Origin of the sequence: Haloarchaeobius baliensis, assembly GCF_052060055.1 — an archaeon.
GTDB lineage: Archaea > Halobacteriota > Halobacteria > Halobacteriales > Natrialbaceae > Haloarchaeobius > Haloarchaeobius baliensis.
In genome coordinates this window covers 1,314,161-1,328,115 of sequence record NZ_JBPPFR010000001.1, presented here as the reverse complement: position 1 = coordinate 1,328,115, position 13,955 = coordinate 1,314,161, and the positions used below count along the sequence as shown (strand labels likewise).

General features: G+C 67.6%; 19 protein-coding genes. 6 read left to right on the top strand and 13 right to left on the bottom strand.

Annotated features, from left to right (window positions below; genetic code table 11):
• Positions 1-30: 30 nt before the first annotated feature.
• Positions 31-2,226, bottom strand: coding sequence for an AAA family ATPase (locus ACSG06_RS06815; RefSeq protein WP_440989509.1), 2,196 nt, complete (start codon positions 2,224-2,226; stop codon positions 31-33).
• Between the two features lie 196 nt (positions 2,227-2,422).
• Between ACSG06_RS06815 and ACSG06_RS06810 the strand changes: the two genes are divergently transcribed.
• Positions 2,423-2,557, top strand: a complete 135-nt coding sequence (locus tag ACSG06_RS06810; RefSeq protein WP_440989508.1) for a DUF7128 family protein — start codon at positions 2,423-2,425, stop codon at positions 2,555-2,557.
• A gap of 6 nt (positions 2,558-2,563) precedes the next feature.
• Here the strand turns inward: ACSG06_RS06810 and ACSG06_RS06805 are convergent, their stop codons facing one another.
• Positions 2,564-2,806, bottom strand: coding sequence for a DUF7508 domain-containing protein (locus ACSG06_RS06805; protein WP_440989507.1), 243 nt, complete (start codon positions 2,804-2,806; stop codon positions 2,564-2,566).
• Positions 2,806-3,225, bottom strand: a complete 420-nt coding sequence (locus ACSG06_RS06800) for a DUF5796 family protein (protein WP_440989506.1) — start codon at positions 3,223-3,225, stop codon at positions 2,806-2,808. The genes ACSG06_RS06805 and ACSG06_RS06800 overlap by 1 nt, the downstream gene beginning before the upstream one ends.
• 135 nt (positions 3,226-3,360) lie before the next feature.
• Here ACSG06_RS06800 and ACSG06_RS06795 point away from each other — a divergent pair, with 135 nt between their 5' ends.
• A complete protein-coding gene (locus tag ACSG06_RS06795; RefSeq protein WP_440989505.1) occupies positions 3,361-4,227 on the top strand; it encodes a shikimate kinase in 867 nt (288 codons plus the stop codon).
• Positions 4,185-4,490 (top strand): chorismate mutase, encoded by a 306-nt coding sequence (locus ACSG06_RS06790; RefSeq protein WP_440989504.1) that lies wholly within the window; start codon positions 4,185-4,187, stop codon positions 4,488-4,490. The genes ACSG06_RS06795 and ACSG06_RS06790 overlap by 43 nt, the downstream gene beginning before the upstream one ends.
• 192 nt (positions 4,491-4,682) lie before the next feature.
• On the opposite strand, the gene ACSG06_RS06785 is transcribed toward ACSG06_RS06790, so the two are convergent.
• From ACSG06_RS06785 to ACSG06_RS06770, 4 genes are all read right to left on the bottom strand, one after another.
• A complete protein-coding gene (locus ACSG06_RS06785; RefSeq protein ID WP_440989503.1) occupies positions 4,683-5,069 on the bottom strand; it encodes a PIN domain-containing protein in 387 nt (128 codons plus the stop codon).
• Entirely contained in the window at positions 5,066-5,311 is a 246-nt protein-coding gene (locus ACSG06_RS06780; protein WP_440989502.1) for an AbrB/MazE/SpoVT family DNA-binding domain-containing protein, read from the bottom strand. Before ACSG06_RS06780 ends, ACSG06_RS06785 begins: the two co-directional genes overlap by 4 nt.
• Before the next feature lie 137 nt (positions 5,312-5,448).
• Positions 5,449-5,802 carry a type II toxin-antitoxin system PemK/MazF family toxin gene (locus tag ACSG06_RS06775; RefSeq protein WP_440989501.1) on the bottom strand — a complete coding sequence of 118 codons (354 nt, stop codon included), beginning with the start codon at positions 5,800-5,802 and terminating at the stop codon, positions 5,449-5,451.
• Positions 5,795-6,031: a hypothetical protein gene (locus tag ACSG06_RS06770; RefSeq protein ID WP_021075151.1), complete on the bottom strand. Its 237-nt coding sequence runs from the start codon at positions 6,029-6,031 to the stop codon at positions 5,795-5,797. The genes ACSG06_RS06775 and ACSG06_RS06770 overlap by 8 nt, the downstream gene beginning before the upstream one ends.
• 115 nt (positions 6,032-6,146) lie before the next feature.
• Here ACSG06_RS06770 and ACSG06_RS06765 point away from each other — a divergent pair, with 115 nt between their 5' ends.
• Positions 6,147-6,851 carry a LysE family translocator gene (locus ACSG06_RS06765; RefSeq protein WP_440989500.1) on the top strand — a complete coding sequence of 235 codons (705 nt, stop codon included), beginning with the start codon at positions 6,147-6,149 and terminating at the stop codon, positions 6,849-6,851.
• A gap of 258 nt (positions 6,852-7,109) precedes the next feature.
• Here ACSG06_RS06765 and ACSG06_RS06760 read toward each other — a convergent pair whose 3' ends face one another.
• On the bottom strand, positions 7,110-7,391 hold the full coding sequence (locus ACSG06_RS06760; RefSeq protein ID WP_440989499.1) for a YgaP family membrane protein: 282 nt from the start codon (positions 7,389-7,391) through the stop codon (positions 7,110-7,112).
• 90 nt (positions 7,392-7,481) lie between these two features.
• Positions 7,482-8,162: a carbonic anhydrase gene (locus tag ACSG06_RS06755; protein ID WP_440989498.1), complete on the bottom strand. Its 681-nt coding sequence runs from the start codon at positions 8,160-8,162 to the stop codon at positions 7,482-7,484.
• A 146-nt stretch (positions 8,163-8,308) separates the two neighbouring features.
• Here ACSG06_RS06755 and ACSG06_RS06750 point away from each other — a divergent pair, with 146 nt between their 5' ends.
• Positions 8,309-8,707 carry a winged helix-turn-helix transcriptional regulator gene (locus ACSG06_RS06750; RefSeq protein WP_440989497.1) on the top strand — a complete coding sequence of 133 codons (399 nt, stop codon included), beginning with the start codon at positions 8,309-8,311 and terminating at the stop codon, positions 8,705-8,707.
• Positions 8,708-8,718: 11 nt separating this feature from the next.
• On the opposite strand, the gene ACSG06_RS06745 is transcribed toward ACSG06_RS06750, so the two are convergent.
• The 4 genes from ACSG06_RS06745 to ACSG06_RS06730 all read right to left on the bottom strand — a co-directional run bounded on the left by ACSG06_RS06745 (position 8,719) and on the right by ACSG06_RS06730 (position 12,612).
• Positions 8,719-8,934, bottom strand: coding sequence for a hypothetical protein (locus tag ACSG06_RS06745; protein WP_440989496.1), 216 nt, complete (start codon positions 8,932-8,934; stop codon positions 8,719-8,721).
• A gap of 176 nt (positions 8,935-9,110) precedes the next feature.
• A complete protein-coding gene (locus tag ACSG06_RS06740) occupies positions 9,111-10,094 on the bottom strand; it encodes a DUF7282 domain-containing protein (RefSeq protein WP_440989495.1) in 984 nt (327 codons plus the stop codon).
• Positions 10,095-10,131: 37 nt separating this feature from the next.
• Complete coding sequence (locus ACSG06_RS06735) at positions 10,132-11,217, bottom strand: iron transporter (protein ID WP_440989494.1); 1,086 nt, start codon at positions 11,215-11,217, stop codon at positions 10,132-10,134.
• A 51-nt stretch (positions 11,218-11,268) separates the two neighbouring features.
• A complete protein-coding gene (locus ACSG06_RS06730) occupies positions 11,269-12,612 on the bottom strand; it encodes a hypothetical protein (RefSeq protein WP_440989493.1) in 1,344 nt (447 codons plus the stop codon).
• Positions 12,613-12,714: 102 nt separating this feature from the next.
• On the opposite strand from ACSG06_RS06730, the gene ACSG06_RS06725 reads away from it, so the two are divergent.
• Positions 12,715-13,947 (top strand): outer membrane protein assembly factor BamB family protein, encoded by a 1,233-nt coding sequence (locus tag ACSG06_RS06725; RefSeq protein WP_440989492.1) that lies wholly within the window; start codon positions 12,715-12,717, stop codon positions 13,945-13,947.
• Positions 13,948-13,955 lie beyond the last annotated feature (8 nt).

The window sequence follows — 13,955 nt, the reverse complement described above, 5'->3', positions numbered from 1 at the left end:
AGGAGGCGCCTTCTCGTCTCCGGGTCCGTTCTACTGGCCCTGCAGCTGCTCCAGCGCCGCCTCGAAGTCCGCCATCTCGATGACGAGGTCGGCCGTCCGTTCGTTGGCCTCCTCGGGCGGGACGCCCTCGGCCAGCTCCCGGATCGCACGCATCGAGGCGTTCCGCACGAGCCCGTCGATGTCCGCACCGGTCATGCCCTCCGTGCGGGCCGCGAGGTCCGCGAGGTCCACGTCGTCCCCGAGCGGCCGGCCCTCGACGGTGACCTCGAAGATCTTCCGCCGACCCGCCTCGTCCGGCTCCGGCACGAGGATGTGGGTGTCGAGCCTGCCGGGGCGCAACAGCGCGTCGTCGACGTGGTGCTTGCGGTTCGTCGCCGCCAGCACGACCAGGTTGGGGTTCTCCGCGAGCCCGTCGAGCTCGGTCAGCAGCTGGGAGACGACGCGCTCGGTCACCTCGTTGGTGTCGCTGCCGCGCTGGCCCGCCACGGCGTCGATCTCGTCGAGGAACACGATGCTCGGCGCGGACTGCCGGGCGCGCTCGAACACCTTCCGGACCGCCTTCTCGGACTCCCCGACGTAGCGGTCCAGCAGCTCGGGGCCGTCGACCCGGATGAAGTTGACGCCCGACTCGCCGGCGAGTGCGCGGGCGAGCAGCGTCTTCCCGGTACCGGGCGGGCCGTGCAGCAGCACGCCAGACGGTGGCGTCGTGTTCGCCGCCTCGAACAGCGGTCCGTAGGCGAGCGGCCACTCCACCGCCTCCCGGAGCGTCTCCTTGGCGTCGTCCAGGCCACCGACGTCCGAGAAGTTCACGTTGGGCTTCTCGGCGATGTACTCCCGCATCGCGGAGGGTTCGACGGAGGCGAGCGCGGACTCGAAGTCCGACCGTCCGACGGTCGGGTTCCGGTTCCACTCGCTGCGGGCCTCCTCCTCGGTTGGCCGGTTCCGGATGGCGATCATCGCGGCCTCGCTGGCGACGCTGTCGAGGTCCGCCCCGACGAAGCCGTGGGTCCGGCGCGCGATGCGGTCGAGGTCCACGTCGTCGGCGAGCGGCATCCCGCGGGTGTGCACGTCGAGGATCTCCCGACGGCCGTTCTCGTCGGGGACACCGATCTCGATCTCGCGGTCGAACCGGCCGCCCCGGCGGAGCGCGGGGTCGATGCTGTCCACACGGTTCGTCGCGCCGATGACGACCACGTCGCCCCGCGATTCGAGGCCGTCCATCAGCGAGAGGAGCTGGGCGACGACGCGGTTCTCCACGTCGCTCTCGTCGTCGCGCTTGCCCGCGATGGAGTCGATCTCGTCGAAGAAGATGATGGCCGGCGAGTCCTCGCGGGCCGCCTGGAACGTCTCGCGGATCTTCTTCTCCGAGTCGCCCTTGTACTTCGACATGACCTCCGGGCCGGAGACGTGGTGGAACGAGGCGTTCACCTCGTTCGCGACGGCCTTCGCGATGAGCGTCTTCCCGGTGCCGGGTGGCCCGTACAGCAGCACTCCTCGCGGCGGGTCGATCGAGAGTTTCCGGAACAGGTCCGGCTCCGACAGCGGCAGCTCGACCATCTCGCGGACGAGCTCGAGCTCGTCGTCGAGCCCACCGATGTCCTCGTAGGTGACGCCGGACGGCGGTTTCGACGGTGACGAGCCGGACTTCGGCTCCCCGTCGGTCCCCGGCGGCTTGTCGGCGGACCCCCCGGTTCCGCCGGTCTCCGGCGTCGCCGGCTGCGCCGTCGTCTCGACCACGATGCGCGTCCCCGCGGTGATGCGGACCGGGGACTCCGGCACGGTCTCGGCGATGCGGAACGGTTCCGCCGCGATGCGCTCCAGCCGGATGCGCTCGCCGACGCTCACCGGGTGGCCCTCCAGGTCGCGGGTGATGGCCCGCTCGACGATGCCGTCGGGCACGTCGCGCAACGACTCCGGGGGCGCGAGCCGGATTGTCGTCGCGTCCTCGACCTCCTCGGCGTAGACACGCACCTGGTCGCCGACGTTCGCACCGGCGTTCGCCCGTGCATCGGCATCGATCTGGATGACGCCGTCGGGGACGTCGCCGTCGGCCGGCCACACCTTCAGGACCGTCCGCCGAGACCCCTCGACGAGGACGGTGTCGCCGCTCAGCACCCCCAGTGCGCGCCGGGCCGACTCGGGGACGCGGGCGACCCCGCGGCCGGCGTCGCGCTTCTCGGCGGCTCGCACCGTCAACAGCACCTCCTTCCCTCCCTCGGCACTCATACCGGTTCCTTTCGGTCGGACGCTCTTGAGAATTGTCCCTGCACGCCGTCGGTGAATCCGCCGTCGGAGAGACGGTCCCCCCGACGAGAGCAGCGGTCGATGCGGGGGGACAACCGGGCTGGCTCGGCCGAACCAGAATGCCGACGAACCGACACGCGGGAAAACACCGATGGTCCTCGCCGTCGTTGTCCCGACCATGGTCGCCACGACACAGCGCGATGGCGAGACCTGGTACGAGTGCGAGGACTGTGGCCTGCTGTTCGACGACCGAGACGACGCCAGAATGCACGAATCGGACTGCAGCGGGGAGGACCCCTCCTACATCCAGTAGCCGGTCTCAGCGCCGCGATTCGTGTTCGGCCGCGAGGTCGGCGGCCTGCTCGCGCGTCTGGGCGGTGGTCCAGCGCACCTTCGCCGCGTTGCGGTAGGCCAGCGCGTCCTTCAGTTCGTCACGGATGACGCCGTGGCCGACCTCGACGACGGTGCCGTCCGAATCACCGAGTTCGTACACGCCCAGCCTGTCGGGCGCCGACGCGACGGTCGAGCGGTCGAACGACTCCCAGCGGCGCTGCAGCGGCATCAGACGACCTCGTAGGAGTGCTCGCTCATCTCGTCCTCGGCGAAGACGAAGACGCGACCGCGAGCCTGCTCGGGGTCGGCCTCGACGACGACCGCGTAGCCGTCGGCGCGCGCGGTGACGCCCGGGAACACCTCCTCCTCCTCGCCGGGGTCGAGGATGATGCGCCCGACGCCCGTCGATTCGAGGATGTCGTCGTGGGTCTTGCGGTCGTTGACGTACAGCATGACGCCCTCCGTCTCGGTGGGGTCGGTGACGAGGATCTGGACGTGCTTGCCCGGCGGGCAGCGAACCGACTCCTCTTTCTTCTGTGGCACGCCGTTGTAGAACGTCTCCCGGCCGTCGGTGTACTCGACGACGACGCCGCCCTCCTGCAGTTCGACGCCGAGCGTGCTCGGCGCGATGTCGCTCCGGTTGCTCATGGGAGAGGCTTGTTCGGCGGCGGGCAAAAGCGACGCGATGCAGGGACGGCCGCGGCCCTCGCATGAACCCCCAACAGCCCGGCAGGTTTGGGGGGCACCACAACCGCCAAGTTCCCCCTCGTCATCCGGTCGCACATGGACGGGCAGGGTCGCGCCATCGCCCCCGCTGCGGGCACGGTGTGCAACGCGCTCGCGACCGGCCGAGGCTCGGCCTTCGCCATCGACCTCGAGACGACCGCGACGGTCGACCTCGACGCCAGCGGCGAGTTCCACGGGGAGGTGGTCGACGCGCCCGACGCCGACACGACGCTCGTCGAGCGCTGCGCAGCGCTCGCGGTCGAGGCGTGGGCCGAGCACGAGGACAGCCACGACGTGGGTGCGACGGTCCGCACCGAGAGCGAGGTGCCGATGGCCGCCGGGCTCAAGAGCTCGAGCGCGGCGGCGAACGCGACCGTGCTGGCGACGGCCGACGCGCTCGGGGTCGACCCGGACCCGCTCGAGGCCTGCCGCCTCGGCGTGCGGGCCGCCCGCGAGGCGGGCGTCACCGTCACCGGCGCCTTCGACGACGCCAGCGCGAGCATGCTCGGTGGCGTCACCGTCACCGACAACGAGCGCGACGAGCTCCTCAGCCACGAGGTCGTCGACTGGGACGTGCTCGTCTGGTGGCCCGACGCCCAGGCGTTCAGCGCCGACGCCGACGTGGACCGCTGCAAGCGGGTCGCCCCCCTCGCGGACATCGTCACCGACCTCGCGCTCGACGGCCGCTACGGCGAGGCGATGACGGTGAACGGCTTCGCCTTCTGTGCCGCGCTGGGCTTCCCGACGGAGCCGCTGCTCGAGGGGCTGCCCGCCGTCGACGGCGTCTCCCTCTCCGGAACGGGGCCCAGCTACGTCGCCGTCGGCGACCCGGACGCGCTCGAATCGCTCGCAGGACACTGGAACGAGAGAGACGGAACCACATGGCACACGACGACACGACAGACCGGCTGCCGGACGAGATGACCCTCGACGAACTCCGCGCGGAGATCGAGGAGATAGACCGCGACCTCGTCGAACTCATCGCGAGACGGACGTACGTCGCCGACACCATCGCGCAGGTCAAAGCCGAAGCGGACCTGCCGACCACTGACGAACAGCAGGAACAGGCGGTGATGGACCGCGCCGGCGAGAACGCCGAGCGCTTCGAGGTCGACGCCAACCTCGTCAAGGCCATCTTCCGGCTGCTCATCGAGCTGAACAAGGTGGAACAGCGCGAGAGCCGGTAGCGGAAGAACAACTGATACAGGGCTTCTAGAAAGAGATTAGCAGGCGAGTACGTCGATTTTCGACAGCACCTTGCGAATTTTTGGACTCGACGAGCAGCCGGAAGGTTCGACCAGTTCTGATACACAGGCGGTCACGACAACCGCTACGAGTACCTCGTTTCGTTCAGTTGATACTCCCTCCTCAGTTCGAAGTTATTCCTCGTCAGTTGGTTCGAGTGGGACTCGTTCGACCTCGATCTCTTCATAGTCTTTCTCGGACGAGAGTACGTCCATCCCGTGCGTTTCCGCAGTCGCTGCGTGGAACGCGTCGAACGACGTCATCCCCTCGTCGTAGTAGTTGACAGCTTTCAGAACTACCTGTTTCTCTTCCTCGTTTCGCACAGGGACGAGTTCGAGCAGGTTTGCTACCAACGGAACGTAGTCGAACTCGTAGCGTTCCCGGGCAAGGAGGAGTTCGAGGTACGAGAACGGTGACGTTTCGACGTCGTATTCTTCAAGGGCGTCCTCTGCGGAGCCCTGCAACCAATCAGTGTCTTTGGCGAGTGCGAGCAGGAAATCCGTCTCGACGTACACCGTCATCTGTCGCCACCAGCTTCCTCAGCCTCGTCTTTCGCCTCCGCCTCGATGTCCTCTCGAATTTCCTCGACCGATGCATCGTGAAGTTCGCCTGCCGCCGCACGGACAGCCGCGAGTGGGTCGTCCGCGACCGGAATCAGCTCGATTCTGTCCTCGTACATAACGATGTGATACTTCCGGCCATACTTCTCCCGTACCTCCTTCGGGATGTACAGCCGTCCCTGGCCATCCGTCTCTGTTGACATAGATGTAGATAGGATACCATGGTCAAAGAATCTTACCACTAGAGTGTGTCTGATGGTTCTCAGTAGATCATCTCAGAAGTGGAATATGGTGGAGTTCATCCATTTGAACAAGGTCGAACAGCGCGAGAGTCGGTAGCTCAATCGAGGTCGAGACTCAGTTTTAAGGCCTCGTCAACTTCAGCCATCGTGGATCCGTCGAGTGAACCGACGGCCGAGTGAATCCGTTCCGAAACTGAGACGGTTCGAATCTGGTCGAGCCGGATTGACGAATCCTTTTCGAGCGGGGACCCGTCCGCCTCGACGAACACCTCGAACGGATACTCTCGGTAGGTCCCCGTGACGGGCGCGACGATGGTCGTGCTGGAGTTTCGGTTTCCGATATCGTTTTGTATGACCACGGCCGGCCGTGTCTTCTTCATCTCGTCTCCTTCAGCGGGGTCAAGCCGAACGATTACCACATCGCCCCGTCGCACGTCTGTGCCGTCACTCATCGAGGCTTTCCCACGCTTCGTCGGACGTTTCGCTCCACTCCTCTGCGAGTGCCTCCGCACTCTCGGAGGCCTCCCGGTAGGCGGCCGCCAGCTCGTCGTCGTCCGGCCTGTCGGACTCGACCTCGACGACGGCGACGGTTACGCGCTTGTTCGCGTACTCGGTACCGAGATACACTCGACCCCGGTCGTCCGTCTCGTTCGTTTTGAGGTCTGTTGCGTCGACTTTCATCAAGGAACGGTACGGACTCACGGCTGATATGTGTTGCCCACTATTACCCACGGATTCCCCGTAGAAGGTACAGGATGTATTATGGATTTCACCTACCCGAACAAGGTGGAGCAACGTGAGGGTCGGTGGCAAACAACAATACCTCAGAAAGTATTTATCTGGGAGCCACCTCCGGGCAGTCACGAGTTGGTGCGTATTAACGACAACGACAATCGGCATCCTGATTCAGGGTATCGTTCTCGGATTCTCGATTGCGGCCCCCGTCGGCCCGATCGGAGTTCTGTGCATCCAGCGAACGCTTTCTAAAGGGAGGCTTTCCGGGTTCATCAGTGGCCTCGGAGCGGCATCTGCGGACGCCGTGTACGGGTCGATTGCTGGGTTTGGAATCACGGTGCTGTCGTCACTCCTGCTTGACTACCGGACAGGTATTCGAATCGGAGGCGGACTCCTTCTGTTGTATCTCGGCATACGGTCTTTCCGTGCCGAGCCAGCAGAGTCAGCAGTGTCCACCTCGGATGTACAGAGCCTCGCCAGAGACTACGGTTCGACGTTCCTGCTGACGATAACTAACCCAGTGACTATCATCGCCTTCGTCGGTATCTTCACTGGATTAGGAGTCAGTGTGTCAGGAGACTACACCGATGCCGCCGTGTTGGTTGGCGGTGTCTTCGTTGGCTCAGCGCTCTGGTGGTTCACCCTGAGTGGCAGTGTGAGCCTCTTACGTTCGCGGTTCACACGTTCAGTCATGCGTCGAGTGAACCAACTGGCGGGCGCGGTCATCGTTGGATTCGGGTTACTCGCTATCTGGGGTGCTCTCTAACCCCACTCAACCTTCAGATACTTGGAAAAGCTGCAAAACAAGCAAAACCTGTAACGTCAGTCTGCGACCTGGACAGGGTCGAACAGCGCAAGCCTCGGTAGTATACTCATGTTGTTTGGCATCGGTCAACATCCAGGCGACAGTATGTCTCTCCATCGCTGATTTGGTACACGGCACACCGGCGCGTCCGCTCTCGGACGTGTGCACTCGCCGCGTCGTGACCCGTCCCTCATGGCAGGACGGGACTGTCTGTGACGCTCAGCGACTCGTCTTCGACCCGGTACGGTCGGTTTCCGACGTCGCCTCGGCTTGCTCGGTGTACGAGTCCCGCCCGAGGAGGTTGTTCAGCACGCAGCGCTGGGTCACCCCGGTGACGAGGAGCACCGCCCCGATGACGAACAGCACCCCCGCGACCAGGAGGCCGGTGGTCCCGGCTGCGATGGTCAGGACCCCGGCCAGGCCCGCCGCACCGACGACGAGCAGTACCGGTCCGAACACGAGTCTGGCGAGGCGGTCGTAGCCGCCGACGTTCTTCTCCATATGTGTCTCACCAACATAGAACTACGTCGGCTGGCGACCTAAGTGATGTTACAAGATTACAGCCAACTCCCAAATCGTCGCCGCTGCGGTTCAGTACGACCACTGCCGTCGGATACGGTCCGCGACCTCGGGGTTCTCCTGCCGGAGCGTCGCCACGTCGCGCTCGCCGTCGACGTTGACCACGTGGACCTCGCCCCGGCGGTCCGTGTAGACGTCCTGGAAGTCGTAGACGACACCGACGACGGTCACGTCGTCGGGGACGTCGTCGCTCTCGAGCAGGAACTCGACCTGTCGGTCGACGTTGTACTCGACGAGGTGGTTCACCGCGTCGCCTCGGCCGAGGTCGTCCGGAAGCGCCTCGACACCGCTGTCGAGCTCGGCGGCAAGCAGGCCGACGCAGTGCTCGATCCCGCTCGGCTCGTCGATACCGTCGGTCAGGGAGTCGTACGTCGCCGTCACCGCACCACAGCCCGTATGGCCGACGACGACGGCCACCTCGGTCCCCGTATGCGCCAGCGGGTAGAGCACGTCGCCCGACACGACCGGTCCCGCGTCGCCCTCCTGGACGACGCGGTTCCCGATGTTCCCGCAGGTGAACAGCCGTCCGGGCTGGTCGTTGCCCCAGACGTGGTCCTGGAGGACGCGAGAGTCCGAACAGCAGACCGTCACCGCCTCCGGATGCTGTGCGTCCTGCACGTCGCCGAACCGGTCGCCGAACTCGGCAGCGTGCTCGGCGTTCCCGGCCAGGAGGTCGACGAGTGTCTCTCGCATTGTGTCCACTGCGTCGGGCATCGAGTATAATCGTTCGGTCCACGGCCGATACTACGACCCTCATCGAGAGGGGCGTCTCTGCCGTTTCAGCGGCGTCTCGCCAGACGGGACGAACGTACAAGTCGTGCTGTGAACTACGTCGAACCATGACCGACACACCGGAGGTCCCCGAGCTGAGCGCCGGCCTCTCTCGCGAACAGGCCCGGGCGCTCCGCGAGTCGTTCGACGACGCCGAGCAGGAGCGCATCGAGGAGACCGTCGCGACGCTGCTCGACCTGCTCGGGAAGGCCCACACGATGGCGGTCCTGAGCACCTTCGCGTTCACCGACGGCCCCCTGCGGTTCAGCGACCTCGAGGCGGAACTCGACATCGCGCCGAACACCCTCTCGGCGCGGTTGCAGGAGCTCACCGAGGCCGGGCTCCTGGACCGGACTGCCTACGACGAGATTCCGCCACGGGTCGAGTACACCCCCACGGAGAAGGCGGAGGCGCTGTTCCCCGTGTTCGCACACCTGCATCACTGGGCAATCGAGCACGACATCTGAGTCGCGGTCCGTCAGAAGTCAGCCCGCTCCAGCCAGTCCACCGCGGTCAGGACGAACCAGGCCATCCACACCACGAAGGCTGCCAGTGCGGCGCCGTACAGCGCGACCCGCGACCCGACGATGACCGCGAGCGCGACCGGCACCACGACGAGGACGAGAGCGACGAGGTTCCGCCGCCGGTCCCCGAGCGCCCCGCGCAACGCGGCCAGTCCCGGTCTGTTCGACACGTCGCGTCGTTGGGCGACCGCGACCAAATAGCTGTGTGCCAGCATCGGCTGTGTGGGTCCGGGAGCGCCGACCCGACTCCCGGTCACCGGTCCGAGACGACGGGCGCGCCGGACCGACAGTACCGGAGTCGAATCGGCTGCCTGATTCAGCCTCCGTTCTCCGGGTTCGACGACCGTCAGCGACGGCCACGCCGGACCGCGAGCGCCGCGAGCAGTGTTCCGACGAGCGAGGCGACCGCACCGAAGCCCGGGGTGGAGCCGGTGGCGCCGTCGGTGTCGGTCGCCGTGGTCGCCGTCTCGCTCGCGGCCGCTGTCTCGGAGGGAGTCGGCGGCTGGGTCCCGTCGGGCGTGTTGATGAGCGGCTGCGTGGTCGCCGACGCGTTCGCGACCTTCGAGAAGGTGAAGAACGTCCTGACGGGCTCGCCGTCGGGGGCGACGGGCGTGTCGCTGTCGGCCTGGAACGTGCCGTCGCCGTCTGTGGTGTGGAGCGTCGCCACGATGCTCTGGGTGCCGTCGACGTTCATCGACTCGAACAGCGAGTCGTCGATGTCGACCGACAGGTCGTCGTAGGTCCCCGCCTCGAGCGTTCGCGTCCCGATCACCTCGGCCGGGGCCCCGCTCTGGACACGCTGGAGGACCACGTAGCCGGGCTGGTTCAGCTGGACGCGAGAGAGCGTCACCGAGGGCGAGTCGACGCGCTGGCCGTTGTACTCGGCGGCCAGTACGCGGGCCGGACCGTCGGCGCTCTTGCCGACGGGGATGCGGGCGGCGACGTAGCTCCCGTGCAGTCCCGTGACGGCGCTGTCGACCATCGGGTCGAACCCGCCGTCGTCGGGGTCCTGGTCGCGGTGCAGGACGATCCAGTAGGTGCGGTTGCCCTGGTGTTCGTCCCAGTACTGCTGGTCGATCTGGATCTCGTAGTTCGAGTGGGCACCGCTCTCGATGTCGGCGACCCCGACCGGCCGGCCGGGCTGGTCTCCCTGGTCCTGGTGGACGACGAGGTAGCCACCGTTCACCGAGAACATCGACTCCACCACGATGGTCCCGTCGTCGGAGACCTGCGGGTCCGCTCTGACGTGGCTCCCGTGAGCCGCGACGGGCGTCGCCACCAGCGACGACACCATCGCGAGCGCGAGGAGGAGGGCTAGCGGTCTGCGCATGTGGTTCCGTGGGGAAGCTGTCGGGAAAGAACTGTCGTTACACCGAGAATGTCGCGCCCTCCATCCGCAGGAATGCGGTCTCGTAGCCCTCGTGGCGACCGACCTGTGGCGGCGTGACGACATCGACCGAGACCTCGTCGCCGGGCTCGATGCTGTCGACCCGCGTGCCGTAGTGGTACTGGAGGTCGGGGTGGATGGCACGGGTCAGCTGGCCGTCGTAGACGCTGTCGCCTTCGCGCGTGACCGTCGCGTCCAGCGACATCATCGGCAGCACGAGGTCGTTGTACGGCGTCCGAGCGGAGACGTACAGGTACGCTCCGGCGTCGCCCGCGAGCTCGTTCCGTGCGGACTTCAGGACCAGGTCGGCGCCGTCGACGCGCTGGGTCCCGACCGTCTCCCCGGGCAGCTCCTCGGGAGGTGCGGCGATGCCGATGGGCATGGAGCCCATCTCCATCGGGCGGATGGCGCCCGGGTCGCCGGACTGGTCGAGCTCCTCGACGGTCATCTGGTCGCGGAGCGCCTGATTGTACTCGAACGGCAGGTCGACCGACGTCTCCTCGTCGAACCGCCCGGCGAACGAGCCCATCGGCTCCGCACTCAGCGGGCTGGCCGAGACGCGGGCGGTGTAGCTCCCGTCCCCGTCGAGCGTGAAGTTCCCGCCGTAGTGAAAGCCCATGCGCTGGGAGAGCATCGGGTAGATGACCTCCTCGCTGACGGTCTCGCCGTCCTGCAGTATCTCGACGCTGACGCCGGACTCGGGCAGGACCACGCCCGTCTCGTCGTCCCAGACCTGCACCATCAGGTGGACCGACTGGCTGTCCTCGCGCTGGTGGTGGGAGAGGTCCGAGCCGGTGACCGTCCAGAAGTTGTGGGGGACCACGAGCATCAGCCCGAAGGAGTAGTCACCACCCATGGCCATGCCGGACTCGGGCATCGCCATCCCTTCGAGGTAGGACTGGACGTAGACCCCGTCGGGGCCGTCCGTCACCGGTGTCTCGGTCGGTGTCGCGGTCGGCGTTGGCGTCTCGGTACCGTCGCCTTCGGTGCTCCCGTTTCCGAGGCATCCCGCTGCACCGGCGAGAGCGACACCGGGCAGCGTTCGGAGGAGTCGGCGGCGTTGCATGCAATCCTCTTGCGAGAACCTGTAAAAAACCGTTCTGGTTCGACCGTCGAATCACCCCCCGACGGGGCGGGAGAGGATCCACAGCGAGAGGACGGTGTAGCCGACCATGAGCGCCACGAGCGGTGCATGCCCCCTGGCCGCCCCGGAACCGAACAGCTCCCGGGAGACCAGATGGGTCGCGACGACGGCGACGAGGTGGCCGAGGACGACGAGCCCGACCGCAGAGCCCCAGTAGACCACCGGGGAGGGCGCGACGGACGGAATCCCGGGCGCGGCGAGTCGTCCCAGGGCGGCGACGTTCACCAGCACGTACGGCCAGTTGTGCGCCACATCGTACGCGACCGCGATGGGCAGCAGCGTCGCCCCGAACCAGCGTGTCACCCCACCGACGCCGGCTCCACCGAGCCGCGCGGCGAGCACCGAGACGGCCGCGAACAGGGCCAGGAACAGCACGAGGCCGCCGAGGTACGTCGCGAGCCCCGCGACCGGGCCGAGGGCGGTGTCGGTGAGGTCGAACAGCAGCCGCTGGTACGAGCCGGTCTCGACGATGCCGTCGAAACTGACGGTGTAGACGGCGGAGACGGCGAGGGCGACGCTCGCCACGTCGGGGAGCGGGGTCGCCGCCTCGTGCCAGATCGGCCGCCGCGTGACGACGAACGCGTCCCGGTCGCGGTCGTGCTCGACGGAGAGTGGTGCCACGCGCCCGACCAGCCCGTACAGCACGCCGAGCGGGTCGGCGTTCCGGAGCCAGGGTCTGCCGAAACCGACCGCCCCGAGCAGCATGACGAGCGCGTAGACGGCGACGAGCGTGGCCGTGAGCCGCGGGCGAGTCGGGATCACGGTCAGGTTCTCCACCACCCCGACGACGAGGACGAAGCCGACCGCGGCCGGCCAGCGGCCGAGCCATCCCGGGTAGTCGAACAGGGCGACGTCCCTGCCTTCGAGCCGGGAGAGCAGCTCGTAGCCCGTCGTCCACGGCGCGAGCGCGGTCCAGTGGTTCCCGACGAGCGCGGCGAGGAGCAGCGAGCCCTTCACCCACACCGGCCAGACGAACGTCGTCGCGGGGCTGACCCTGGCCTGGCGGCCGGTCACGCCCTCGACGATCGCCGCGACGACGGCGGCCAGCAGACACAGGCGGAGCAGCCACAGGAGCAGACGCCCCCGGCTGGCCGGGACGGCCGCGACCGCCCGCTCCGCCCGCGACGGGCTTGCGTCCAGCCGGGCGAGCGCACCCGCCGTCCCGCCGACGGTGACGGCCGCACCCGCGAGCAGCAGGTCGCCCGGAATCGGTGTCGAGACGGTCCGCACACCGTGGGCACTCGCGACGCCCGCGAACGAGACGAGCACGAACAGCCCGAGCAGGGCAGGCCAGGCACGGGAGTGCCAGCGGTCCATTGGCGGTCCTTGAGCCCGCACTCGAAAAGCCCTCGTGGTTCGTCCGTCGAAACGTGCCCGTCGAGGAGTAGCGTTTTGTCCGGTGGTCCCCGAGTGCCGCCAATGCGAACGCGGACCCTCGTCGCCCTCACCGTGCTCGTCGTCGGCCTCCTCGGCGTGGTGTACGTCGGACTGGCCGGTGAGTCGACGGGGACGCTCGAACCGGCGTGGACGAGCGAGACCGACCCGGGCACGGCCGGCAACCACCACGAACCCGCCGTCGCCGTCGTCGACGGCGAGCCGATGGTGTTCGCGCCGGTCTCCTCGACGCAGGACGCCGACGAGTGCGCACTGGTCGCCCTGGACGCGACCGACGGGGACGAGCGCTGGCGCTACGAGGTGCCCCAGCGGAACTGTACCATCCACGCCGTCGCCGATCCCGCCGTCGCCGACACCGACGGCGACGGCGACCGCGAGGTGCTCGCACCGACGACCGAGGACGAGGTGCTCGTCGCCGGCGCCACCGAGGGTGGAATCGAGACCCGGCTCCCGCTCACCGACTACGGCTACACCCGACCCACGGTGGCCGACATCGACGACGACGGGGCGGTCGAGACCGTCGCGGTCGACGTGCTCGGCTCCGTCCGGGTGTTCGCAGCGGACGGGAGCCTCGAGTGGCGCGCCGACCGCGAGGCGTACGTCTGGGCGACGCCCGTCGTCGACGACGTCGATGCGGACGGGCGGACGGAGATCGTCGTCGCCGACCGCCGGGGGTACGTCACCGCCTTCGGCCCCGATGGGTCGCTGCTGTGGAACCGCTCTCGCGGTGCCGGCCTCGTCGCCACCTGGATGACGAGCGGCGACCTCGACGACGACCCCGCGCTCGAGTACGTCGTCGCGAGCAGCGACGGCACGACGGTCGCCTACGACGGCCGCACCGGCGAGCGCGAGTGGCGCCACGACGCCAGCTCCCTCTCGGCGGTCAACGCGGTCCTCCCTGTCGACGGCCGACCGACCGTGTTCGCGACCGCGGCGGACGGCTCGCTCGTCGCCATCGACGGCGCCGACGGCAGCGTCCGCTGGGAGACCACCGTCACCGACGAGTCCATCCAGATGATGCCCCCGCCGATCGCTGGCGACGTGGATGGGGATGGCGACGGCGAGCTGGTCGTCGCTGCCAACGACGGTACCGTCGCCGTGTACGACCCCGCCACCGGTGAGCTCCTCGCGACGCACTCGCGTGCCGTCGGCATCCTGTCCCATCCGGTACTGGCCGATACCGACGACGACGGCGTCGACGAGATCTACGTGATGTACGCCGATGGACGGATACAACGGCTCTCCTACGAGAACTGAGACCGAGA

What these genes read in the sequence shown, in the direction of transcription:
- ACSG06_RS06815 (WP_440989509.1), bottom strand. Translation starts at nt 2,226, where the DNA reads ATGAGTGCCGAGGGAGGGAAGGAGGTGCTGTTGACGGTGCGAGCCGCC.
- ACSG06_RS06810 (WP_440989508.1), top strand. Translation starts at nt 2,423, where the DNA reads ATGGTCGCCACGACACAGCGCGATGGCGAGACCTGGTACGAGTGCGAG.
- ACSG06_RS06805 (WP_440989507.1), bottom strand. Translation starts at nt 2,806, where the DNA reads ATGCCGCTGCAGCGCCGCTGGGAGTCGTTCGACCGCTCGACCGTCGCG.
- ACSG06_RS06800 (WP_440989506.1), bottom strand. Translation starts at nt 3,225, where the DNA reads ATGAGCAACCGGAGCGACATCGCGCCGAGCACGCTCGGCGTCGAACTG.
- ACSG06_RS06795 (WP_440989505.1), top strand. Translation starts at nt 3,361, where the DNA reads ATGGACGGGCAGGGTCGCGCCATCGCCCCCGCTGCGGGCACGGTGTGC.
- ACSG06_RS06790 (WP_440989504.1), top strand. Translation starts at nt 4,185, where the DNA reads ATGGCACACGACGACACGACAGACCGGCTGCCGGACGAGATGACCCTC.
- ACSG06_RS06785 (WP_440989503.1), bottom strand. Translation starts at nt 5,069, where the DNA reads ATGACGGTGTACGTCGAGACGGATTTCCTGCTCGCACTCGCCAAAGAC.
- ACSG06_RS06780 (WP_440989502.1), bottom strand. Translation starts at nt 5,311, where the DNA reads ATGTCAACAGAGACGGATGGCCAGGGACGGCTGTACATCCCGAAGGAG.
- ACSG06_RS06775 (WP_440989501.1), bottom strand. Translation starts at nt 5,802, where the DNA reads ATGAGTGACGGCACAGACGTGCGACGGGGCGATGTGGTAATCGTTCGG.
- ACSG06_RS06770 (WP_021075151.1), bottom strand. Translation starts at nt 6,031, where the DNA reads ATGAAAGTCGACGCAACAGACCTCAAAACGAACGAGACGGACGACCGG.
- ACSG06_RS06760 (WP_440989499.1), bottom strand. Translation starts at nt 7,391, where the DNA reads ATGGAGAAGAACGTCGGCGGCTACGACCGCCTCGCCAGACTCGTGTTC.
- ACSG06_RS06755 (WP_440989498.1), bottom strand. Translation starts at nt 8,162, where the DNA reads ATGCGAGAGACACTCGTCGACCTCCTGGCCGGGAACGCCGAGCACGCT.
- ACSG06_RS06750 (WP_440989497.1), top strand. Translation starts at nt 8,309, where the DNA reads ATGACCGACACACCGGAGGTCCCCGAGCTGAGCGCCGGCCTCTCTCGC.
- ACSG06_RS06740 (WP_440989495.1), bottom strand. Translation starts at nt 10,094, where the DNA reads ATGCGCAGACCGCTAGCCCTCCTCCTCGCGCTCGCGATGGTGTCGTCG.
- ACSG06_RS06735 (WP_440989494.1), bottom strand. Translation starts at nt 11,217, where the DNA reads ATGCAACGCCGCCGACTCCTCCGAACGCTGCCCGGTGTCGCTCTCGCC.
- ACSG06_RS06730 (WP_440989493.1), bottom strand. Translation starts at nt 12,612, where the DNA reads ATGGACCGCTGGCACTCCCGTGCCTGGCCTGCCCTGCTCGGGCTGTTC.
- ACSG06_RS06725 (WP_440989492.1), top strand. Translation starts at nt 12,715, where the DNA reads ATGCGAACGCGGACCCTCGTCGCCCTCACCGTGCTCGTCGTCGGCCTC.